This is a genomic window from Cryomorphaceae bacterium (genome assembly GCA_007695365.1).
Taxonomy (GTDB): Bacteria; Bacteroidota; Bacteroidia; order Flavobacteriales_D; family SKUL01; genus SKUL01.
This window is the reverse complement of record REDV01000119.1, coordinates 1-22,714: the sequence shown is the minus strand read 5'-3', so window position 1 is coordinate 22,714 and position 22,714 is coordinate 1. Positions and strand designations below refer to the sequence as shown.

The following is a 22,714-nucleotide window of genomic DNA, read 5'->3' as shown; positions in this document are numbered from 1 at the left end:
ACTACAGCGTTCCGCGTCGTTCCTGCTCGCGTTCAATCGACTCAAACAGGGCTTTGAAATTACCTGCACCAAAGCCTTTAGCACCCATTCTCTGAATGATTTCAAAGAACAACGTGGGGCGATCTTCTATAGGTTTGGTGAAAATCTGCAATAAGTAGCCATCTTCGTCGCAGTCAATCAAAATGCCGAGCTTTTGCAGCACCTCGAGGTCTTCCTTGATGGCACCAACACGCTGAGGAATTTCATCGTAGTAAGCTTGCGGCGGTGCCGATAAAAATTCTATACCTCGTGCCCGCAACTGCGTTACCGTTTCAATGATATTGTCCGTTGCTACAGCGATATGCTGACAGCCGGGACCCTCGTAAAAATCGAGGTATTCTTCAATCTGCGATTTCTTTTTGCCTTCGGCGGGCTCGTTAATCGGGAATTTGATACGTCCGTTTCCGTTGGCCATCACCTTACTCATCAGGGCAGAGTATTCGGTGTGGATTTGCTTATCATCGAACGTGAGGAAGTTCACAAAGCCCATTACGTCTTCGTACCATTTCACCCACTGGTTCATCTCTCCCCAACCCACGTTGCCAACCATGTGGTCAATGAATTTGAGGCCAACCGATGATGGGTTGTAGTCGCTTTTCCACTCCTGGTATCCGGGCAGAAAAATACCCTTGTACTCCTTTCGCTCCACAAACATGTGAACGGTTTCGCCATAAGTGTAGATTCCTGAGCGCACCACACGGCCGTGCTCGTCTTCCTCTACAGTAGGCTTCATAAAGGGCGTTGCACCGCGTTTGGTAGTTTCTTCAAAGGCTTTGGTGGCATCGTCTACCCAAAGCGCGATAACTTTTACACCGTCGCCGTGCTTTTTCACGTGCTCTCCGATGGGCGACTCGCTGTTGAGCGCCGTGGTCAGAACCAGTCGGATTTTATCCTGCTTCAGCACGTACGAAGCCCTGTCGCGAATGCCTGTTTCGAGTCCGGCGTACGCCAGCGACTGAAATCCAAATGCTGTTTTGTAGAAGTGCGCTGCCTGCTTGGCGTTGCCTACGTAAAACTCTACATAATCGGTACCGAGCAAAGGAAGGAAGTCTTGCGCTCCTTCAAAAATCTTCTCGAGTCCGTATTCTACGTTTTTTAAGTTGTCCATGATGATGAGATAATTAGATAATGTGGTGCTTAGATTTGATAATAAGCCAATAAGCCGATGAGCCGATAGGGGCTTAGTAGGTTATTCAAAGGTAATGATTCGATATGTTGTGTTAAGAGGAAGCATGCTTGACGCCATTTTACTTTCGGTTCTTACTGGTTGAGCTAACGATTTTGTTTAGGACCATGCGTATGGTTTTTAAATCGAGACTCAGTTGTTCATTGGTTGGATACGATTTTGCCTTTTCACACAAGAGTAGCCAATACTCGGTTTCATCAACTTCTTTGAGCGCAACCTTCAACTTGTGAATAAAGTCATTTCGACTCTCAGCATTCTGCGCTTCACGCGTATTAGAACCAATGCTGGTCGCACTACGCAACAACTGTCTGCCGATGATTGTCTTGCCACGCGTTTCAAGCAATTCACAAAACTCAATAACATCCAGAGAGAACTGTAGAGTCAAATTAAGGATGAGGTTGTCTTTATGTCTTGGGTTTTCATGACTCATGTATGTCGGTATAGGTTGATAATGAAGAATATTACGTTATGGGTTCATTGTCTAATTGCCTAATCGTCTAATTGGCCCATTCTCACTCTACCCAACTTTTCCAATACCCCTCATCCTCAATACCCAAGGCTTGTTTGGTGATTTGTAACGGTTTAAAGGTGTCGATCATGACGGCCAGTTCTTCGGTGTCTTTTTTACCGATACTTCGCTCGTATGCACCGGGATGCGGCCCGTGGGGAATGCCCGCCGGATGCAGGGTAATCTGCCCTTTTTCAATGTTGTTGCGACTCATAAAGTCGCCATCCACGTAGTAGAGCACCTCGTCGGAGTCAATATTGCTGTGGTTGTAGGGAGCGGGAATGGCCTCCGGGTGATAGTCGTACAACCGGGGTACAAATGAGCAAATCACAAAAGCATCGGTTTCAAAGGTCTGGTGTACAGGTGGTGGCTGGTGTACACGCCCCGTAATAGGCTCAAAATCGTGAATGGAAAACGCGTAAGGAAAGTTAAAGCCATCCCAGCCTACCACGTCAAACGGGTGCGAGGCATACACGTATTGGTGCAGCATGTGCTCCTTTTTTACTTTCATGAGAAAATCGCCGGTTTCATCATAGGTTTCAAGATCAGACGGCGGACGGATATCTCGCTCGCAAAACGGCGAATGCTCCAGCAATTGCCCGAACCAGTTCCGGTAGCGCTTGGGCGTGTATATGGGTCGGTGCGATTCAACCACGAGTAGTCGGTTGTCGTCCGTTTCAAAGTCAATCTGGTAAATCATTCCGCGCGGAATCACCAGGTAATCGCCGTAAGCAAAGGGAATATTTCCCACAAAGGTGCGAAGTGTTCCTTTTCCGCGGTGAACGAAGAGTACTTCGTCGCAATCGGCATTTTTGTAGAAGTATTCCCTCAGCGATTTCTTCGGTGCGGCCAGTTGAATGCTTACATCGCTGTTGACCAGCACCGGTGTGCGGCTTTCCAAAAAATCTTCTTTGGGTGTTACGCTGAATCCACGCAAACTGCGGCTTTTCATGTTGCGGTCCACCGCAATTTCGGGGCGAACATCTATGGATTCCAGTACCTCTTTTACCATCGTTGGGCGGTGCAGGTGGTAGAGCAGCGACGACATTCCGTCGAATCCAATGGTTCCGAACAACTGCTCGTAGTGCAGGCTGCCGTCGGCCTTGCGAAAAGTGGTGTGTCGCTTGTGCGGAATTTTTCCGAGCTTATGGTAAAAGGGCATGGTCTTGTGTTTGAAAGTTGTGCAACGAAGGTACAGTAACCACAGCGGTTAAAATATGACAAATGTCAAGTTGACCCTTAGCACGGTGCGCCTCGCGGCTTCTGCGCATGGGCAACTTTGGTTAGATTTGTCCATCGAACAACAACCTGCATGCAAAGCGAAAAAATCCTCATCCTCGGTGCTGCCGGCCAGATAGGCAGCGATCTTACAGAAGCCCTTCGCGCTCGTTATGGCGCAGAAGCAGTGGTGGCTTCCGACCTTCACCAAGGCATACCCCAGGCACTTGAGGGCGGCCCCTATGTGCAACTCAACGCCATGGATCGCCAGGCCATTGAAGACATTGTTCAGCGCTTTGAAATTACCCAGGTGTACCACCTTGTTGCCATGCTCTCGGCTACCGCAGAGCAGCATCCGCTCAAAGGGTGGGAGCTCAACATGCAAACCCTGTTTCACTGCCTTGAGATGGCCCGGGAACAGAAAATCAAGCGGCTTTACTGGCCGAGTTCCATTGCGGTTTTCGGCCCTAGAAGCCCGCGTCAAAACACGCCTCAACACACCATACTGGAACCTTCAACGGTTTACGGAATCAGCAAAGTGGCCGGTGAAAGCTGGTGCGAGTATTACCACCAAAAGTACGGCGTTGACGTGCGCTCGGTTCGCTACCCCGGTCTTATCAGCTATCGTGGGGCTCCGGGCGGTGGAACCACCGATTACGCCGTGCATATTTTTCACGAAGCCATCAAGCACGGGCATTACACATCGTTTATTCAGGCAGACCGCTCATTGCCCATGATGTACATGCCCGATGCCATTCGCGCTACCCTCGAAATTATGCATGCACCTGCCGACAAAGTGCGCTTGCGTTCGGCCTACAACATTGCCGGGATGAGCTTTAATCCTGAAGAAATTGCTGCTTCAATCAGACGAAAATTACCCGATTTCAGCATAGACTACGCGCCTGACTACCGCAATGAAATTGCTGCCAACTGGCCTGCCTCGGTTGACGACTCGGCAGCGCACAATGACTGGGGCTGGCAGCCCGAATACGATTTGGACAGGATGGTTGACGATATGTTGGAGCAACTCAGGCAGACATACGTGGCGTAACCTTCTTCTCCGGCCTGCGTAGAGAAGCTAAAAACCGGAGAGATATGATACGTCAATCACTGTTGTTTGTTTTCTCGCTTCTTATTTGTTTTCAGGCACTACCTGCTCAGGTAAGCGCTGAGACTTCCGCCAATATCAACCAGTTGGACGAAATGGGCCGCAAAACGGGTCACTGGGTAATAACCGGTGCCATGATTAAGTCCAACCACTACAAACCCGACCAAAAGGTTGAGGAAGGTGAGTATGTGGCCAACAAACGCGAAGGACTTTGGAAGCGGTATCACACCAATGGTAAGGTTAAAACAGAAATCACCTACCGCAACAATCGCCCTGAAGGCCCATACAAAATGTACTATCCCACCGGTGTGGTGGAGGAAGACGGCCGATGGGTAAACGAGCACAACGTGGGCAATTTTAAGCGCTTTCACGCCAACGGGCAGGTAGCGCAGGAGTTTTCATTTGAAGACAACGGCCTGCGAACCGGCGTGCAACGCTATTACTACGAAAATGGCAACCTTGAGCTGGAGGTGGAAGTGGTGCAAGGACTGGAAGAAGGACTGATGCGCCGGTTTTACCCCAATGGCGACCTGATGGAAGAGAAAATGCTCAAAGGTGGCGTGGTGGACAAAAGCACCATCAAGAAATACGAGCCGCGCAAGGAAACCCAGCTGGTGGCCGAAAGAGCCCCTGCCGTAGAGGCCAAACCGTCGGTGCGCATCCCGGAAGACAAGCCCAACCTGGAGGTGTTTAAGCACAACGGGCAAAATGTGCTCTACAACAAGCAAAAGCAGGTAACGCAAATCGGAGAATTTAAAGATGGCCGCCTGTGGAACGGAAAATGGAAGAAATACGGTTCCAACGGACTGATCGAGAAAATTGAAATTTACAAGGAAGGCGTGTACGTGGGTAACGCCCCTATTACGCAAGACGATTTGTAAAGGAATGATTTGAAGGTTTAATAAAAAGGCTGCGTCGGAAATGGCGCGGCTTTTTTGTTTTGTGCCCGACAGCTCTCCAAGGTTCACCACCCTTTGGGGCCGCCCCCTACGGCCAAAGCCCCCCGTTTTTCGTAACTTGCGTGCTTTAACCTCAAAATGTACCCATGCAGAAAGTTATACTTCTCTTCGTTTCCGTTTTTATAAGTGCGCAGCTTGCGGCGCAGGTACGCGTAAATGCCCCCGGAAAATTTCTGGTGGAGCAATTGCGCAACTTAGAGCCCGGTCAAGCCATTCCGGCCCATTGGGTGCAGGACTACGACCTGGTTAAAATCAACGGCACTTACCACATTGGAGTGCTCGCCATGGTGGATGAAGACCTGATGGATGATGCCCACCTCGAAAGCGTAGGAGCCATCAACCGCACGCAGGCCGGAAACATCTGGACTTTCCGCGTGCCGGTGCTCAATGTTCCTCTATTTCTGCAAAACCCCGGGCTGCTTCAGGTGGAAATTGCCGAGCCGGTAGCTCCTTTTCTGGACGAAAACATTCCCTCAGCCCGCGTGGACAGCGTTCACCTCGGCCTGGGAGGGCTGCAACAGGCCTACAAAGGCCAGGGTGTGGTGGTGGCCGTGATTGACTGGGGCTTTGATTACACCCACCCCGTATTTTACGACGAGAACCTTGAGAATTACCGTCTGGTGCGAGCATGGGATCAAAACAAACTCGACGGAACACCTCCTGCGGGGTACGATTTTGGAGCTGAGTACATCGAACAGGACTTGCTGATTGCCCAGCACGATACCGACTATGTATTTGGCCCCGGCACCCACGGAACCCACGTAGCCGGAATTGCCGGAGGTGCCGGCGGTGGCCCCGATGCAGTGTTCAGCCTCGGCCCCAATCCGGAGGCCAAAATCATGGGCGCTGCGCCTGAATCAGATCTTATTTTCATCTCCCTGCGCCGCGACGCACCCTCGCTCATTGATGGTTTCAACTACATCAAAAACTACGCAGAATCCGTGGGAAAACCCTTTGTGGTGAACATGAGTTTTGGAAGTCACCTCGGTCCGCACGACGGAAATGACCTGAAAAATGTGGGGATTGACAACCTGCAAGGCCCCGGGCGAATTTTTGTGGGCTCCGCCGGAAACAATGGAAACGGAAACTTTCACCTGGACCGCGATTTCGCCTCCAATCCGGATACACTCCTGACAGTGGTGAACATTCACGGCTCGTCTGATTGGGGCCAAACCCTGAGCATGTGGGGTTCTGAAAACAGCAGTTTTTCAGCGTCCATTCGCCTCGTAAACAGCGCCGATGAGACGGTTTTCCAAACACCGTTTTACCAAACAGCCCTCGAGCCACAAATCAACGACTTTTTCCTTGTAGGCAATGATACCCTCTACATCCGTGTGCAATCTACCGCTGCCTTTACCACCAACGACAAGCCCAATATTCGTCTGGAAGTGCGCAACACCTCCAATCTCAAGATTGTGTTGATTGCTGCCTCCAACGACAGCCACCTCCACATCTGGAGCAATGCACGCATGCAAAACCGCTACACCAACTGGGGTTCTAACCTCACCAGCAACTACCCGGGCGCTGTGGCCGGTAATACCGAGTATGCCCCCGGCGAGCCTGCCGGATGTGGCAAACACGTCATTACCGTGGGTGCCTACCGCGCTGAAAGGGTCTTCGCCAACGGAACGGTGCTCTACGGAGCTTTGGCGGGATTCTCCAGTCGCGGGCCTACCGTAGATGGTCGCGTTAAACCGGACATCACCTCAGGGGGCGTGGATGTGTGGTCAGCTGTGAATTCCTTTACCACCTCCGGGCAATTGTCAGTAGAAGTAGATGGCAATACCTACGAGTTTACCCGTTTTGACGGAACTTCCATGTCGGGACCGCTCGTGGCGGGAATTGTAGCCTTAATGCTTGAGGCGAATCCCGAGTTAACCACACTGGAAGCCCGCGAAATTCTCCGCTCCACCGCACGACTTGACCAACATACCGGTGATATCGGCCCGGAAGGAACCCTGGATTGGGGCTGGGGTAAAGCGCACGCATTGGCGGCGGTTCTGGCCAGCGAAATAGTATCGAGCATTGAAGAAAAAGAGGTGGTAGCGGAGCTTTTTACCGCATGGCCCAACCCCACTACGGATGTCATCAATATTGAGATTGCCCAACACGCACACGGTCAGATTTGGGTCAACATTTTCGACATGTCGGGAAAACTTGAGCACAGCACTTCAATTAATCAGGGGGGAGCGTTCTTTACGGTTTCTGTTGGGCACCTTCCTGCCGGGATGTACCTCATCCGGGTGGATACCGAAAAGCAGACCTCCTTCCGAAGGGTAGTGGTCAGTCGGTAGTAAAGCTACCGCTCCTCGTCGAAATACACTTTGTAATACTTGCGTCCGTCGGGGTCCACGCCGCGTTCAATCATTTCGCGGTTGCCGTGCACGTAGATGTGGAAATTCTTGTCGAGCTTAATCACGCTTTTAAAAATCCGCGCCTGCTTTTTGAAGGCTGGTGCTGAGATGTCGAAACCATCATCCACCGACACCTGCTTTTCGTTTTCAAACTCCGATTTGTAGCGGGTAAACTCGTCTATCACCTGCGGGTCTTCCATTACTTCCGAGGCGAATTCCTGCACCCCAAAAGTGTCGTGCTCGCGGAAAAACTGAGCAGTGCGGTTCAGTAAATCTGCCTGGTCGGCAGGAGTGACGTGAAAGCGGTCGGGCATTTCAACGCTGATAAATTCCTTGCACAGCTCCATGGCTTTGCTCGTGTGGTGATAGGCATCGTTGCGGTTCTTCAAACGCAAAAACTCTTTGGACCAATACGCCGCTTCATTGCCGGGGTTGGTGCGGTCTACCTGTGCCGCTACATACCCGTTTTCCGCATCGATGTTAAAAATGATGCAGCCTTTGTCGAGTTTGTTCACATCAATACCGGTCTCGCTTCGCACGTCCATCGAATGATTGGCGCGCATCACCTTCAAAAAATGGCTGATCTGCTCGGCCTTGAACAGCCCGATGGCATCGGTGATTTCACCCTCCAGAATGCAATCCTCAAAGTGCACCACAAAAAAATCGCCCGATTTGATGTTGGGATGCTCGCTGCAACCGTAGAGGTGCTCGGCCAGTTTTACTGACTCTTCGAGCAGGGTATCCGGCCGACTGAAAATACGTGATACAGCACCAAGCACCGGGTTGTCTTCGGGCACAGTATTGAACCCGAGGTGAAACAATTCCTGCGATTTGAATGCCGATAAAAAGTACTTCATCAGCAGCGATTCGGTGTGGTCGTCGGCCTCAAGCAGCGTGGGCGATACAATCATGGCTTCCTCATCGGCTTTTGCACCTACGTAGTGCAGAGCCTGTACAGTAATTCGGGCTTGATCGAAGCGAAAAGCAATGTCCATTTGGGTTGAATATTGGAGTGGTGCACGAAGGTAAGTCTTTTGCGGCAAGGCCCGCATGGACGTGAAATGCGCTTTTTGCTATCTTCACGCCCTCAAATTGAACCGCGCAATCATGGAAAACAAGTTGCTGATATTTAACACCCTCACCCGCCAAAAAGAGGTTTTTGAACCCCTCAACCCTCCCCATGTAGGTATGTATGTGTGCGGCCCAACGGTGTACAGCGATGTGCATCTGGGCAATGTGCGCTCTTTTCTCGCCTTTGATGTGGTGTTTCGCTACCTGAAATTTCTGGATTACAAAGTGCGGTATGTGCGCAACATCACCGACGTGGGTCACCTGGCCGATGACTCTGACGACGGCGAAGACAAAATCGCCAAAAAGGCCCGTCTTGAAAAACTCGAGCCCATGGAAATCGTGCAGAAATACACCGTGGGTTTTCACGATGTGATGCGCGTGTTCAACATTTTGCCGCCTTCCATTGAGCCCACAGCTACCGGCCATATCGTAGAGCAGATTGAAATGGTGAAGCGCATTGTGGAACGCGGCTGGGCGTATGAGGTAGATGGCTCGGTATATTTTGATGTGCGCAAATTCGCCGCGGAGTACCCTTATGGGCAGCTTTCCGGTCGAAACATTGATGAATTGCAGGCCAATACCCGCACCCTGGACGGGCAGGACCAAAAACGCGATCCGCTTGATTTTGCCATCTGGAAAAAAGCCGAGCGCGGCCACATTATGCACTGGCCATCTCCCTGGGGGCAGGGCTTTCCAGGCTGGCACCTCGAGTGCTCGGCCATGAGTACCAAGTACCTCGGTGAGGAATTCGACATTCACGGCGGTGGAATGGATTTGAAATTTCCGCACCACGAATGTGAAATTGCCCAGAATATCGGAGCCAGCGGAAAAGGCGGTCCCAAGTATTGGATGCACGGAAACATGCTCACTGTGAACGGACGAAAGATGGCCAAAAGCGAGGGCAACGGTTTCACCCCCGAGGAGCTCATCACCGGCAATCACCCTCTGTTGGAGCAAGGTTTCAGCCCGATGACCGTGCGCTTCTTTATGCTACAGAGCCACTACGGCAGCACACTCGATTTTTCGAACGAGGCCCTTCGCGCTGCCGAAAAAGGTTATGCCCGCCTGATGGAGGCATGGCGCTCGCTGGGTGATTTGCCTGTTTCCGGCGAGTCGGGTATTGATGTGGATGCCCTGCGCTCTTCGTGCATCGCGGCCATGAACGACGATTTCAACACCCCGATTCTGATTGCACGCTTGTTTGAAGGTGTGAAGACCATCAACCAGATTAAAGCCGGGCAGGAGAAAGCCACTGCTGCGGACGTTGAAGCGCTTCGACAACTCTTCTCGGATTTTGTGTTTGATGTGCTTGGCTTCCGCGAGGAAGAAAGCGCCTCGCAGGACAATGACCTCACAGCCGGGCTGATGGAGTTGATCCTGGAGCTCCGCAAAAACGCCAAGCAAAACAAAGATTACGCGATGGCCGATCACATTCGCGATGCGCTAGGCCATCTCAATATCCAGGTAAAAGATACCCGAGATGGGGCTTCGTGGAGTGTGGAGGGGTAGGTGGTAATCCTCGCTTATCCTTTGCAGATCTCGCTCATATGAGCGGCAAAAGCCAGCATGTTTTCCTCTTTGAAATGCGGCGCCATCAACTGAAAGCCGATGGGCAGTCCGTTGCCGGTTTGGGCAAGAGGTAAAGAAATGGCCGGAACGCCCGCAAGGTTGGCCTGCACGGTAAAGATGTCTTGCAGGTACATCGAAACCGGATTGTCGTTGTTTTCGCCAAAACGGAAGGCAGGTGTGGGCGTGGTGGGCAGCAGCAGAAAATCGTGGTCGCTCAGCAGTTTGTTGGTGGCTTCGCGTATCACCCTGCGCACTTTTTGACCTTTGGCATAATAGGCGTCGTAGTAACCGGAACTGAGTACGAAGGTGCCCAGCATAATGCGGCGCTTTACTTCTTCACCAAACCCCTCCGAGCGGGATTTAAAGTAGGTGCCATCTATACCGGCAGCCTCAGGACTTCGGTAACCGTAGTGAATGCCGTCGTAGCGCGCAAGGTTCGATGATGCCTCGGCGGTGGTGAGCACGTAGTAGGCGGGGATGAGGTAATCGAGGTAGGGAAAACTCACCGGCTCTACTGTGTGTCCGGCTGCTTCCAGTTTGCTTTTGAGTTGATTAAATGCCTCGCGGATTTCGGGATCAAGTCCTTCGCTATCAACGCATTCTTTCAGGTAGCCGATGCGCGCCTTGCCATTGTAGTTGAGGTTTTGGCTGTAGCTCGCAACGGGTTCGGGAGAAGCTGTGCTGTCGTATTCATCTTTACCGGCCATGATTTCCAGCAAAAGAGCGGCATCTTCCACGCTGTGGGTAAGCGGCCCGATCTGGTCAAATGACGAAGCGTAGGCCAGTAATCCATGCCGACTGATTCGACCGTAGGTAGGTTTCAAACCAACCACGCCGCAATAGGCCGCCGGCTGGCGAATAGAGCCTCCGGTATCTGAGCCCAGTGAGGCAAGGCAAAGATCGGCGGCTACGGCTGCAGCCGAAGCACCGGAAGAGCCTCCCGGCACGCGCTGCTTGTCCACAGGGTTAAGCGTTGGCCCGTATACGGATTTCTCGTTGGAGCTACCCATCGCAAACTCGTCGCAGTTGAGGCGGCCGATGATGATGGCGTCCTCTGCTTCGAGGCGCTCAATCACCGTGGCGCTGTACACAGCGGTAAAGCCTTCCAGTATTTTGGATGCAGCGGTAACTCCGTGGTCTTTGTGACTGATGTTGTCCTTCACCCCCATCACTATTCCGGCTAATCGTCCGGCTTTGCCATCGCGCATGCGGGCTTCCACCTCGTGGGCTTTCGCAAGGGCTTCGTCGGCGTACACCTCCACAAATGCGTTGATGTCACTTTCAGAAATGCGGTTCAGGTAAAAGTCAACCAGCCCGGAGAGTGTGTACTCTCCGTTGCGGAATGCTTCCTGTACCTGAGATAGCGAGCGGGGTGCAGCAAACGACATGGTGTAAACGGGCCTGAGTGGTTACTTGTCCAGTTTCTCCTTTTCTTCGTCGCCTTCTTCCTTGGTGGCGTCTTTAAATTCCTTGATACCACGGCCCAAACCGCGCATCAATTCCGGAATTTTCCTTCCTCCGAAAAGCAAGAGCAGCGCAATTACAATCAGCGCAATTTGCCAGGGACCCGGAGCACCCATCAGGATGGTAGAGAGGATTGTCGTCATAACGTGTGAATTCTTGGCAAAGGTACAAATTAAAACGGGCCGCGAGGCATGGGTTTTATTGTGGGTAGATGCAGGACTTTGGGTGAGAAAGGAGAATTCCAGGAACAGCATGTTATTCGATATATTTTTGCCGCAAACACGAAAGTGGCGTCTCAGATGTGTGTGCCGCTAACACTGATAACTTCCCGGACTTCAGGCCGGCACAAGTGAAATCGAAGCAAAGCCTTAGTAAGAACGGGAAGTGACCAGCGGGAAATCACCCGTTCGCACTTAGGCTTTGCGATGGTTGAGTGCAGTGCTGGTCTGCGTCCTGGGAATTTTTGGTCCTTTTGTTTCCAAGACAAAAGGACAGGAAATCAGAGGCATTTCGGCAATTGTCAGGAAGTTACAAAGCCTTTATATCCCTCATAAATGCGCTGAATATCTCCAATACAGCTGTCGTAAAGAATAAAACCCGATTTCAAATACAAACAATAATCGTTTGAAGCTGCTATTCAACCCAAAGCTCCAGTATTTCTCCCTTGATATCACGTAGGGGATAGGGCACATCGTCCTGCTGAAAGGGCGCCAAGGGCCACCACTTGGAAGCGTGAAATTCCTGTGTAAACACTACCCGCATCTGGTTGTCGGGAATGACGGTGACGCTGCGATCCATAAAACCCACTTCGCGCATATTATTGCGGTCAGGGCCAATGCGCCATGTAATGCGGTCGGGTTGCCAGTCTATTTCGTAGTAGTAGGGCTGGTCGAAAATGGAGTCGTGGGGTGCGGGGCTTTTGATGGTGAGTGCTTTGTACCAGTGGTCCCAGCGGTGGGCAATGTAGAAGGTTGAATCAGTTCGGTAAATCCGGCGGGTTCCGGTTACAAAGTCGTCGGCATCTCGACAGCCCAAATCCCAGTTGGTGCAGGTAACCATGATGTTGCGGTCAAGTGCGGCAGTGTCGCTCGGAATCACCTCACCTCCCGGATACGACGAAGCCGGCCAGTGCGCAGAGGTTTTGAGGATTTCGAAGTCAATTTCGGAGTAGTGCGTGGTGCGTAGCCGCGGACTGTTTTTCCCATCAATGGCCTTGGTGAGGTAGCCGAGATCTTCGCAGGCAGAGCGGTGGTTCCATTCGCTTTCTTCGTGAAAAATAAGCCAGAAAGCGCAGGTGAGGCCATTCCAAACGTTGTCTGCGCTGATGGTAGCCGGGAATTTTACCCGGGCAATGTACTTACCATAGGTCAGCCCGATACGTGAGTTGATGCCCACGTTTTCTTTCCGCATCGGGCCGCTTCCCGATCCGGGGTTAAACATGGTGAGTTTTTCTCGTTCACGGTCGGATGCCACCGTACGGCCAGGTTTGTGGCTGATCCGAAAGTTGTCGTAGCTGCGCTTGTCATCGTACTTCTTGAGGTTGGCGGCGAATTCCTCGCGGGTGAGATTATCTCCTACCACATCGCGCACCACAGGGAGGTTTCGGAGTACGTATTTCCGGTTGATATCGTGAAAGTACTGCTCAAACTGCGCTTCGCGGAAAAGGCGTTCGTTGCTTCCGCAGTCTTCGCGGTAGTAGCTGGTGTCGAATGCAAGTGTACCCATGGCCAGTTCGTCCACATACAGGCCGGATCCCGGATTGAATTTCGCCTGGGTCGTGAGAATCTGTCTGGCCTGCGACACCACCATGTTACGCACCTTGCGCACCTTGCGGTCGTGGTAGAGGGCGTAAAACGGGTTGATATGCACATCGTTTTTGGTGGTGTGAATGTCCCGAACCACTGCGGGCACTTTTTCAAGATCCTCTTCGGGCACCACAACCAGCAGAAAGCGGTAAGAACCTACGCGGGGATTGCGTTTCCAGCGGTTGTTTTCATTGCCTGATTTACGTTTTTCGCGAAGCATCCACAATGCATCGAGCATACGTTGCTCTTCTTCCGGGATGTTGTTGGTAAGGGCTTTCATGGCAATACTCTCCTGCCATTCGGGATTGTTGTCAATTTCGGCATAGACTTTTTGCACAGCACTTTCGGTAAGCGTGAACGGCTCGGGCTGGGCACCGTAGTATAGCAGCTCGTCGCGAGGGTTTCCTATGATGCGAAAAGTATCGCGCACAGATGTTGCATCATTACCAGGTGCTATGGGGCCGGTAAGCCGGAAGCCTTCGTGGGCATCCTGCCAGCTTCCGTAAAAGTTTTCTGATGCGCGAGGGTTGTAGGTGCCGTCGGGCATGGCCTCAGGGTGTTTGTACGACTCGTTCTGATAAAAAACCTTGAAGGCGTAGCGCTGTGCCTTGCCCGATTTGTTGCGGATGGCGAAATCCATTACAAACCCATCTGTTGCCTGTTTTTCCGTCGGGATCATGATTCCGGTCAAAATCACATCGTCCATATCCATGGGCAAGCGCAGCGTATCGTGCTCGGTTTGGAAATTGGCAAAAGGGTTGAATTCCACCACCTCAAAGTCGGGGTCAGGGTGACAGGCACTTACCCAAAACGCCACGACTAAAACCGGAAAAAAAGGTGCCCGGATCGGTTCGAATTTAGAGATGGTGTAAATGACTTGCAGGAAGCGCATGGCGTACCTCAGTTTTCTTGGGGCGTATCAGCAGCCGGACTTGCTTGTTCTTCCTCTTTTTTAAAGAACTTTTTCTGCCAGATGATGATGATGGCCAGTCCTACGCTGATGGCGGCATCGGCTATGTTGAATACCGGCCGGAAAAACTGAAAGCGATCTCCCCCGATAAAGGGAATCCACTCGGGCCAGTAGCCGTCAATGATGGGAAAGTAGAGCATGTCCACCACATTGCCGTGAAGGAGTTTTCCGTATCCACCTTCTGGCGGAAGAAAAACGGCCACATCGGTGCTGTAATAAGGGCTTTCGCTGAAAATCACCCCATAAAATACACTGTCAATAATGTTGCCCACAGCGCCTGCAAGTACCAGCGAAATGCTGATAATCAGGCCGGGATGCGCTTCTTCACGAATCAGCTTGAGCAGATACCACGTAAAGCCTCCGGCGGCAGCAAGGCGGAAAAGTGTGAGCAGCAACTTGCCATAGTCGCCCCAAAGCTCCATCCCGAAGGCCATGCCGGGGTTTTCGATGAAATGGATGTAGAACCAATTGCCAAATACCGGGATGGATTGATCCAGGTACATATTGGTTTTCACCCAGAACTTGCTGGCCTGATCCAGAATGAGAACCGCAGCAACGGTGATCAGTGCCTTTTTCAGCACGGCAGCTTAGTTGTTCTGAGCGTTTTTGGCCTCGATGCTCAAGGTAGCGTGGGGCACCAAACGCAGTCGCTCTTTGCGAATTAGCTTGCCCGTTACCCGACAAATACCGTAGGTTTTGTTTTGGATACGCATCAGAGCGTCTTCCAGATGCTTGATGAATTTTTCCTGTCGAGCTGCGAGCTGGGCCGTTTCCTCGCGAGAAAGGGTTTCTGAGCCGTCCTCCATCATCTTGAAGGTGGCGTGGGTATCGTCGGTGCTGTTATCGTCTTCGTGAGACAAGGACTTGCGAAGCAACACGAGATCTTCGCGTGCGTCTGTCAATTTCTTTTCAATCAGCTCTTTGAACTCTTGTAGTTCCTCGTCGGAAAAGCGGGTTTTGTCAGTCATAATGTCTTAGTTAGGCAGTTTCAGCAGTGCAATCCGGGCTGTAAGACCTTCTTCGAACTCAACTTCCGAAACATTTGTATCGTTCACATTTTCAACCAATTCCAAAGAATCGGCCAAAGTTTCCGCGCAAATATACTCCAAATTATCCTGAATAGCCGAAGCAAGTGTTTCGCGCATTTCTACCTGCAGAGCTATACGGTCGGTAACTTCCAGTCCACTTTCCTTGCGGAGGTTCTGGATGCGGTTCACCAATTCGCGGGCAATGCCTTCATGCTGAAGGGACTCAGTGATGGTGATGTCCAGCGCCACGGTGAGCCCCGCATCGCTGGCTACAAGCCATCCGGGTATGTCGCGGGTGCTGATTTCCACTTCCTCAAGATTCAGCTCATGCGTTTGTCCTTCAACCTCTATCATGAGCTTGCCGTTGGCTTCGGCTGCGCGAATCGCTTCCTGATCGAGGGCATTGACCCCCGCAGCAACAGCTTTCATGAGCGGGCCAAAACGTTTGCCGAGCAGTTTAAAATTGGGCTTGATGGTTTTCACAAGCATGCCCTGGTCTTCGGTGAGAAGCTCCATGGATTTTACATTTACTTCGGCCAGAATCAAATCTTTCACCTGCTCTAAGCGCTGAACCATGGCGGTTTGCGTGGCCGGAATCAGCACGCGGGCCAGCGGCTGTCGCACCTTGATTTGCTCTTTTTTCCGCAAACTGAGCACCAACGATGAAACGCGCTGCGCGAGTTGCATGCGGGCTTCGAGTTCGGTGTCTATGCTGCTGGTTTCGCTTTCCGGAAAAAGCGCCAGATGCACGCTTTGTGCTTCAAGCCGGCCCGTGGTGTTGTTTAGATCGCGGTAAAGTCGGTCGCTGTAAAAAGGCGCAATGGGTGCCATCAAAATGGCCACCTTTTCGAGGCATTCGTACAGGGTTTGGTAAGCGGCAATTTTATCGGAGCTGTAATCGCCTTTCCAGAATCGGCGACGGCACAAACGAACGTACCAGTTGCTGAGGTGATCGGTTACAAACTCCTGAATGAGTCGGCCTGCGCGGGTGGGCTCGTAATCGTTATAGGCTGCGTCAACAGCTTGCACCAGAGAATTTAACTGAGAAATAATCCAGCGGTCAATCTCGGGCCGCTCGTTGAGTGGCACCGACTTTTCTTCATGACGGAAGCCATCTACATTGGCGTACAGTGCAAAAAAGCCATAGGTGTTGTACAATGTTCCGAAGAACTTTCGCTGCACCTCGGTGATTCCGTCCAGATCAAATTTCAGGTTGTCCCAGGGCTGTGCGTTGGTCACCATGTACCAGCGCACGGCATCCGCGCCATAGTTATCAAGGGTTGAAAAAGGGTCGATGGCGTTGCCGAGGCGTTTTGACATTTTCTGCCCGTTTTTATCGAGCACCAGGCCATTCGACACCACGTTTTTGTAGGCAACGGAATCGAAGCAAAGTGTACCGATGGCGTGCAGCGTAAAAAACCAGCCGCGGGTCTGGTCCACGCCCTCAGCAATAAAATCGGCGGGAAAGAGGTCGCCGTTGTCCACCTTCTCTTTGTTTTCAAAAGGATAGTGCCATTGGGCGTAGGGCATAGAGCCTGAGTCGAACCACACGTCAATAAGGTCGGCTTCGCGTCGCATAGGCTCGCCTTTCGAAGAAGCCAGCACTACCTTGTCCATGTAGTTTTTGTGCAGGTCAAAGCTTTCGTAGTTGTCTTTGGAGAAGTCGCCGGGGGTGAAATCAGCCAGCGGATTGCTTTCCATTACACCCTTTTGAACGGCCTCGTCGCAGGCGTGTTTGAGTTCTTCCACTGAGCCGATGCAACGGCTTTCGCTGCCGTCTTCGGTGCGCCAAATGGGAATAGGGATGCCCCAGTACCGCGACCGACTCAGATTCCAGTCGTTGAGGTTTTCGAGCCAGTTGCCAAAGCGACCTTCGCCGGTAGATTTGGGCTTCCAGTTGATGGTTTTGTTCAGTTCAATCAGCCGGTCTTTTTTCTCGGTAGTGCGCACAAACCAACTGTCGAGCGGATAGTATAGAATAGGCTTGTCGGTACGCCAGCAGTGAGGGTAGCTGTGTTCGTACTTCTCCACTTTAAAGGCCTTGTTTTCGGTTTTCAGTCTCACGCTGATTTCCACATCCACCGATTTGTCGGGGGCTTCGCCGTCAGCGTAGTATTCGTTCTTCACGTACTTGCCGGCAAGCTCGCCCATTTGAGGAACAAACCTGCCCTGCAAATCTACCAACGGCGTGGGGTTGCCGTTTTCGTCGGGCACAAGCATAGGCGGCACACCTGCTTCGCGGGCCACTTTCATGTCGTCGGCACCGAAGGTGGGTGCAATGTGCACAATGCCGGTACCGTCTTCGGTGGTTACAAAATCTCCGGGAATCACGCGAAAGGCCTCATCTGCGTTGTCCATGGGCAAGGCAAAGGGAAGCAATTGGTGATAGCGAATTCCCGCAAGTTCTTTTCCGGTGAAGCTGTTCACCACGAGGTATGGGATTAGTTTGTCGCCCTCGGAGTAGGTCAGTTCTTCGCGGTTTTGCACGGCGGTATATTTACCGCTAAACTGATATTCGAGCAGTGATTTGGCCAACACCACGTTGATGGGTTGGTGGGTGTACTGGTTGAAACTGAGTACTTGCACATACTCAATATTGGGACCGACGGCGAGGGCTGTGTTGGAAGGAAGTGTCCAGGGCGTGGTGGTCCAGGCGAGGAACGACACATCAGCATGGCCGGCTTTGACTAGCTCAGCCTCAAGCGGGTGGTTGGTGGGGCGCATGGCGAATTGTGCGACGGCCGAGGTGTCTTTCACATCGCGGTAGCAGCCGGGCTGGTTCAGTTCGTGCGTACTGAGGCCGGTACCGGCTTTGGGCGAATAGGGCTGAATGGTGTAGCCTTTGTAGAGCAGATTCTTGTCGTAGAGGCGCTTCAACAGCCACCAAACCGATTCGATGTACTTGTTTTCGTAAGTCACGTACGGGTCATCCATATCTACCCAGTAGCCCATTTTCACGGTAAGGTCGTTCCACACATCGGTGTAGCGCATCACGGCTTCTTTACATGCCTTGTTGTAATCCTCTACACTGATTTTCTTGCCGATATCTTCTTTGGTGATGCCGAGCTCTTTTTCTACGCCCAGCTCTATGGGCAGGCCGTGGGTGTCCCAGCCTGCTTTGCGGTTTACGCGGTAGCCTTTGAGTGTTTTGTAACGGCAAAAAAGGTCTTTAATGGTACGGGCCATCACGTGGTGAATACCCGGCATCCCGTTGGCGGAAGGGGGTCCTTCGTAAAACACAAAGGGTTTGCTTTCATCGCGTGAGCTAATGCTCTGCTGAAAGGTTTGTTCCTGCTCCCAAACTTTCTGAATGTCGGAAGCGACGGCGGAAAGGTCTAAACCTTTGTATTCGGGGTATTTGCTGCTCATTGCGGCCTGCTTTTACAAGTCCGCGAATTTAGTGAATTTGCCCAACCCTGCCCAAGCGGTGATTTTGGCCGGACAATATGAAGCGGAACGCTTGTTCAGGAAGCGTTGTTGAGCACCGCAATGCATTTGAGTTCAATGGCAATGGGTGTGGGCAGGCTGTTGATTTCCACAGTGGTTCTGCAAGGCTGATTGTCTTTGAAGTACTCAGCGTAGATGCGGTTAAAGGTGTGGAAATCACGCTTCATGTTCACCAGAAAGACGGTTACATCCACCAGGTCGTTCCACGACGAGCCCGATGCTTCGAGAATTTCGCGCACGTTATAGAACACCGAATGCACCTGGGCTTCAAAATCAAAAGACTTGAAGTTTCCGTTGTGGTCCAGTTCAAGCCCGGGCACACCTGAGTCGTTGGCATCGGAGCCTGCACTTCGCGGCCCTACTCCCGACAAAAACAACAGGTTACCTGCCTTGCGGGCGTGCGGGTACAGACCTACAGGTTTGGGGGCTTTGCTGGTGTTGATGCGCTCGTTGCTCATGGTGATGGTTTTGGGCAAAGATAAGCACTGTGGCGCGTCTTATCTCAATACCGTCACAAAGCCATTGAGTTTGGCCGATTCAATGTCGCCGGACACGCGATATGCAAGCACCCACACGTACACGCCATCCGATACAAAGTCTGAACTTCCGGGAGGGTTTCCGCGCCATTGCTCGTCCGGGTCAACCGAGTTGAACATGAGTTGCCCCAGCCGGTTGTAGATGCTCAGCTCAAATCGCTCAAATTCAAGCGTTGAAACCACGCCGAACAAATCGTTGATGCCATCGCCATCGGGTGTAAAGGCATTGGGAATATACAAACCATCGGGGGGAGAAGGAGGCGAAGGACTGCAATCTACCACTTCCGTGCAAAACTCAAGTTCTGTGCATCCGTTGATTTCGATCAGCGTAATGCACTGTATTCCTGTTGCATTGGGAGTGAATACAGAGTCAGTAATGGGCTCACCGTTGTAGAACACTTCCCATTGGGCAGATGTGCTGATCTCAAAAACGGTGGGTTCGTCCAAACAAATCGTCTCCGGCCAAATGATGTCGGCGCTGATTTCAGGATTATCCACAATAACAGAGTCATTTGCGCTACACCCATCATCGCTCAACAGCGAAAAGTTGTATAGTCCGGGGCAAAGGTTCTCGATGATTCCCCCGGCGATGCTGCCGTTGAATTGCACAACGGTTCCGGGTGATGGAAGTATCAGAATCTGCGCATCGCAGCTATCGGGGCAGGTTGGAGGTGAAGTGATAAAATCTGAAGAAGGGATTTCACCCTGGCTGATTGTCCACACTGAAAAGGACGAGCAATATTCGTTTTCTACCTGGTAGGTCAGGCTGCCGGAGTTTGCGGTTACTACAGGTGAAACCGATACTCCTTCGCTGTTCAGCCAAACGCCGCCCGGTTCGGCAAAGGGAGGCAGGAGTGATTGAAGATTTACGGTGTCGTTTGGGCAAATCACAACTTCCTCGTCGCTCCCTGCGTCAGGTGCGGGAATCAATTCTGCAAACATATGCGCAGTTGGACCGGCATTTCCTGTTGAAAAGGGGGTTATTGCTACGGTTCGGACGCCGGGCGACGCAGATCCTGTATGCACGTATTGACTTTCCGACAGTAATTCGCAAAGCAGTTGATTGGCAAGGGTGTCGGGATTGAGAATGGTTACTGATGCAGTACCATTGCCGTTAACCACAAATCCGGGAGAGGAAGGAATCGTGATAAACTCGCTGGGTGCATCCAACACGCCAGTGAGCATCACTTGAATACTGTCTATAGCATGGTCGGACTCCAGCAGGCAATCTTCATCTGCCAGCGGAAAAGATGCCGTATCGCATGCTTGTCCGGCATTGAAATCAGTTCCGCCCGCCCCCGAGCTGTTGTCGGCATCGAGGTCGAAAATAATACTGCAATAGGTTTGCGCCAGCGGCGCGTTTTCGGCCGCTGCTCCGTAAATTTGGTTGAATGGGGGTACAAGGTCTGCGCACAGGGTCAACGACTCGCCCGACTCAGGATCAAAGGTGATGATGTCGCCCACAGTGGTGAGTACCAATGTTTGCTCGTTGCATGACTCAACAAGGGTGGTCATTCCGAGGTGAACCGGCCCGGGGGCGGTTGTTACCAGAACGGGGTTGGCAACATCATTAAGATCCAGCAACCAGAGCTGGTTTCCACTGTCAACCACATACAGCTCACCCTTGTAGAAGGTGATGTCTCCTCCGGGGGTTAAACCGGAATTGCCTTCAAAAGTCACAACTCCCGATTCAATATCTACTATGTGCACATCGCCAAAGGCTCCGATGCTGATGAGTTGCCCGTCCATGGTTCCGAAAAGACCAACAGAGAGAGCCACTCCGGGAGTTGGTGTTACAAATGTGATTTCTCCCGATTGTGGGTCAATCCTGAAAAGCCCTGCTCCGCCAATCACATACAGCATACTGTCGGATCCATATGCGATGTCGTTACTTACAAAGGGCGTATTGTTTTGGGGATCAACAAGTGGAGTAATCAACTCGGGTTCGCAATCAGCCAAATGTACCTTGTACACTTCCTGCATGGCTGTTAAGATGAACACTACATCCTGGGCGGGTAGCGCAAATACCCGAAAGCAGATGAAGAAACAAATGACTATGCCTTTGAGTGAATACATAGTGTTGAGGCTGGCGATTGGTATATACTTATGACCCCATAAATTGATGAAGGTTGTTTCAAGATGATTCTCTTACATCCTGAAATCCAAAAATGTAAGTTTTGTGGGTTGCACTATTTGAGCGTTGTTGTCGAAGAAGGTCTTCAGACAAACCGGTGCAGGCAAGACTTAAGTTGTTGTACATATCCTCCGCCAAACAAATTCACGTGAACGAGCAGTGGATAGAGTTGTCCGAGGGGGATGCGTTCCTGCCATCCGTTTTCCAATGGATAACTCTCGTGGTAAAATTCGTAAAACCTTCGGTCGAAACCGCCGAAAAGCTTGCTCATGGCGAGGTCCATTTCTCTGTGACCATAGTATACCGCCGGGTCGAAAATGGTAGCCGTCCCTGCAGATGTGCACATGAAGTTTCCGCTCCAGAGGTCGCCGTGAAGGAGGGCAGGAGCCTCCTCTGGGAAATGGTTATCCATTTGTGCAAAAAGCCGGTCGAAGGATTTGCAAAGAGCAACATCGGCCAGACCCATGTTACGTGCTTGTTTGAGTTGAGGTTCCAGTCGCATTTCTACATAGAAGTCTGCCCAGCCAGCGCGTGTGTGATTCGCTTGAGGCAATGAGCCAATGTAATTTTCGTGATCGAGGCCAAAAACACTGTTGCCTTGCTGATGCATGTGCGCGAGGTTGCAGGCGAATCCCTCCCAGAAATCCTCTTTGGGAATGCCAGTCTCAATCAACTCCATGATGATAAAAGCGGCATCGGGCGTTTCGGCCGTTTTGAGCACCTCAGGAATGTGAAAACGGCTCCTTGCCCGCAATAGATTCAAGCCGCGTTCTTCTGCGGCAAACATTCCCGGGTAGGCTTTGGGTTGGTTCAGTTTCACAAAAACCGATTTTCCACCCGCTTTTACGCGGTAAGCATGGTTGATGCTTCCACCACCCACGGAATCAAACTGCAAGGCTTGCTTTGCCCCAAGAATATCCTTCAAAACGGGTTCTGTCGCACGAATTAAATTCAAAACATCAATTTGGATGTGCAAAGTTCAAATTTTCCTACATTTGCCGACCGCAACGGCAAAACGATGCCGGCGTTTGAGGGGAATTAGCTTCCCGAAATGCTTCGGGAGCAGAGCGTCCCGACAGCAGTCGGGAAGGTCACCTGGGTAAAGTTCCAGGATTGAAAAATGGGGAATTAGCTCAGTTGGCTAGAGCGTCCCGACAGCAGTCGGGAAGGTCACCTGAGTACAGTTCCAGGATTGAAATGGGGAATTAGCTCAGTTGGCTAGAGCGCTACACTGGCAGTGTAGAGGTCACCGGTTCGAATCCGGTATTCTCCACAAAAGAAAGGGGGGCTATGCTCTCCTTTTTTGTGTCCTATGCGT

Annotated in this window: 17 protein-coding genes and 1 tRNA gene; 5 read left to right on the top strand and 13 right to left on the bottom strand. The window is 51.7% G+C overall.

Going from position 1 to position 22,714, the window contains the following annotated elements; all coding sequences use genetic code 11:
- Window position 1 precedes the first annotated feature (1 nt).
- The 3 genes from hppD to EA392_12640 all read right to left on the bottom strand — a co-directional run bounded on the left by hppD (window position 2) and on the right by EA392_12640 (window position 2,895).
- Window positions 2-1,150 (bottom strand): 4-hydroxyphenylpyruvate dioxygenase, encoded by a 1,149-nt coding sequence (hppD, locus tag EA392_12650; GenBank protein TVR37503.1) that lies wholly within the window; start codon window positions 1,148-1,150, stop codon window positions 2-4.
- Window positions 1,151-1,286: 136 nt separating this feature from the next.
- Window positions 1,287-1,655, bottom strand: a complete 369-nt coding sequence (locus EA392_12645; protein ID TVR37502.1) for a four helix bundle protein — start codon at window positions 1,653-1,655, stop codon at window positions 1,287-1,289.
- A gap of 82 nt (window positions 1,656-1,737) precedes the next feature.
- A complete protein-coding gene (locus tag EA392_12640; protein ID TVR37501.1) occupies window positions 1,738-2,895 on the bottom strand; it encodes a homogentisate 1,2-dioxygenase in 1,158 nt (385 codons plus the stop codon).
- 150 nt (window positions 2,896-3,045) lie between these two features.
- Here EA392_12640 and EA392_12635 point away from each other — a divergent pair, with 150 nt between their 5' ends.
- The 3 genes from EA392_12635 to EA392_12625 all read left to right on the top strand — a co-directional run bounded on the left by EA392_12635 (window position 3,046) and on the right by EA392_12625 (window position 7,312).
- The gene (locus EA392_12635; GenBank protein TVR37500.1) at window positions 3,046-4,002 is read left to right on the top strand and encodes an NAD-dependent epimerase/dehydratase family protein; all 957 of its coding nucleotides are present in this window, start codon (window positions 3,046-3,048) and stop codon (window positions 4,000-4,002) included.
- A 44-nt stretch (window positions 4,003-4,046) separates the two neighbouring features.
- A complete protein-coding gene (locus EA392_12630) occupies window positions 4,047-4,940 on the top strand; it encodes a toxin-antitoxin system YwqK family antitoxin (protein ID TVR37499.1) in 894 nt (297 codons plus the stop codon).
- 164 nt (window positions 4,941-5,104) lie between these two features.
- Window positions 5,105-7,312: a T9SS C-terminal target domain-containing protein gene (locus EA392_12625; protein ID TVR37498.1), complete on the top strand. Its 2,208-nt coding sequence runs from the start codon at window positions 5,105-5,107 to the stop codon at window positions 7,310-7,312.
- 5 nt (window positions 7,313-7,317) lie between these two features.
- Here the strand turns inward: EA392_12625 and EA392_12620 are convergent, their stop codons facing one another.
- A complete protein-coding gene (locus tag EA392_12620; GenBank protein TVR37497.1) occupies window positions 7,318-8,367 on the bottom strand; it encodes a nucleoid-associated protein in 1,050 nt (349 codons plus the stop codon).
- A gap of 112 nt (window positions 8,368-8,479) precedes the next feature.
- Between EA392_12620 and EA392_12615 the strand changes: the two genes are divergently transcribed.
- Window positions 8,480-9,952: a cysteine--tRNA ligase gene (locus EA392_12615; protein TVR37506.1), complete on the top strand. Its 1,473-nt coding sequence runs from the start codon at window positions 8,480-8,482 to the stop codon at window positions 9,950-9,952.
- A 14-nt stretch (window positions 9,953-9,966) separates the two neighbouring features.
- Here EA392_12615 and gatA read toward each other — a convergent pair whose 3' ends face one another.
- From gatA to EA392_12570, 9 genes are all read right to left on the bottom strand, one after another.
- Window positions 9,967-11,400 (bottom strand): Asp-tRNA(Asn)/Glu-tRNA(Gln) amidotransferase subunit GatA, encoded by a 1,434-nt coding sequence (gene gatA, locus EA392_12610; protein ID TVR37496.1) that lies wholly within the window; start codon window positions 11,398-11,400, stop codon window positions 9,967-9,969.
- Between the two features lie 21 nt (window positions 11,401-11,421).
- A complete protein-coding gene (locus EA392_12605; GenBank protein ID TVR37495.1) occupies window positions 11,422-11,619 on the bottom strand; it encodes a twin-arginine translocase TatA/TatE family subunit in 198 nt (65 codons plus the stop codon).
- Window positions 11,620-12,109: 490 nt separating this feature from the next.
- Complete coding sequence (locus tag EA392_12600) at window positions 12,110-14,098, bottom strand: hypothetical protein (protein TVR37494.1); 1,989 nt, start codon at window positions 14,096-14,098, stop codon at window positions 12,110-12,112.
- An 83-nt stretch (window positions 14,099-14,181) separates the two neighbouring features.
- On the bottom strand, window positions 14,182-14,829 hold the full coding sequence (locus EA392_12595) for a lipoprotein signal peptidase (GenBank protein TVR37505.1): 648 nt from the start codon (window positions 14,827-14,829) through the stop codon (window positions 14,182-14,184).
- A 9-nt stretch (window positions 14,830-14,838) separates the two neighbouring features.
- Window positions 14,839-15,219, bottom strand: coding sequence for a TraR/DksA family transcriptional regulator (locus EA392_12590; protein ID TVR37493.1), 381 nt, complete (start codon window positions 15,217-15,219; stop codon window positions 14,839-14,841).
- A 6-nt stretch (window positions 15,220-15,225) separates the two neighbouring features.
- The gene (locus tag EA392_12585; protein TVR37492.1) at window positions 15,226-18,648 is read right to left on the bottom strand and encodes an isoleucine--tRNA ligase; all 3,423 of its coding nucleotides are present in this window, start codon (window positions 18,646-18,648) and stop codon (window positions 15,226-15,228) included.
- A 95-nt stretch (window positions 18,649-18,743) separates the two neighbouring features.
- Window positions 18,744-19,190 (bottom strand): RidA family protein, encoded by a 447-nt coding sequence (locus EA392_12580; GenBank protein ID TVR37504.1) that lies wholly within the window; start codon window positions 19,188-19,190, stop codon window positions 18,744-18,746.
- A 33-nt stretch (window positions 19,191-19,223) separates the two neighbouring features.
- The gene (locus tag EA392_12575; protein TVR37491.1) at window positions 19,224-21,338 is read right to left on the bottom strand and encodes a hypothetical protein; all 2,115 of its coding nucleotides are present in this window, start codon (window positions 21,336-21,338) and stop codon (window positions 19,224-19,226) included.
- A gap of 143 nt (window positions 21,339-21,481) precedes the next feature.
- The gene (locus tag EA392_12570) at window positions 21,482-22,372 is read right to left on the bottom strand and encodes a hypothetical protein (GenBank protein ID TVR37490.1); all 891 of its coding nucleotides are present in this window, start codon (window positions 22,370-22,372) and stop codon (window positions 21,482-21,484) included.
- Window positions 22,373-22,595: 223 nt separating this feature from the next.
- Here EA392_12570 and EA392_12565 point away from each other — a divergent pair.
- A tRNA-Ala gene (locus EA392_12565) sits at window positions 22,596-22,672 on the top strand.
- The last annotated feature ends 42 nt before the right edge of the window (window positions 22,673-22,714 follow it).

Bases quoted from the DNA above. Each gene is read 5' to 3' on its own strand.
- EA392_12645 (TVR37502.1), bottom strand. From the start codon at position 1,655: ATGAGTCATGAAAACCCAAGACATAAAGACAACCTCATCCTTAATTTG.
- EA392_12640 (TVR37501.1), bottom strand. From the start codon at position 2,895: ATGCCCTTTTACCATAAGCTCGGAAAAATTCCGCACAAGCGACACACC.
- EA392_12635 (TVR37500.1), top strand. From the start codon at position 3,046: ATGCAAAGCGAAAAAATCCTCATCCTCGGTGCTGCCGGCCAGATAGGC.
- EA392_12630 (TVR37499.1), top strand. From the start codon at position 4,047: ATGATACGTCAATCACTGTTGTTTGTTTTCTCGCTTCTTATTTGTTTT.
- EA392_12625 (TVR37498.1), top strand. From the start codon at position 5,105: ATGCAGAAAGTTATACTTCTCTTCGTTTCCGTTTTTATAAGTGCGCAG.
- EA392_12620 (TVR37497.1), bottom strand. From the start codon at position 8,367: ATGGACATTGCTTTTCGCTTCGATCAAGCCCGAATTACTGTACAGGCT.
- EA392_12615 (TVR37506.1), top strand. From the start codon at position 8,480: ATGGAAAACAAGTTGCTGATATTTAACACCCTCACCCGCCAAAAAGAG.
- gatA (TVR37496.1), bottom strand. From the start codon at position 11,400: ATGTCGTTTGCTGCACCCCGCTCGCTATCTCAGGTACAGGAAGCATTC.
- EA392_12605 (TVR37495.1), bottom strand. From the start codon at position 11,619: ATGACGACAATCCTCTCTACCATCCTGATGGGTGCTCCGGGTCCCTGG.
- EA392_12590 (TVR37493.1), bottom strand. From the start codon at position 15,219: ATGACTGACAAAACCCGCTTTTCCGACGAGGAACTACAAGAGTTCAAA.
- EA392_12585 (TVR37492.1), bottom strand. From the start codon at position 18,648: ATGAGCAGCAAATACCCCGAATACAAAGGTTTAGACCTTTCCGCCGTC.
- EA392_12575 (TVR37491.1), bottom strand. From the start codon at position 21,338: ATGTATTCACTCAAAGGCATAGTCATTTGTTTCTTCATCTGCTTTCGG.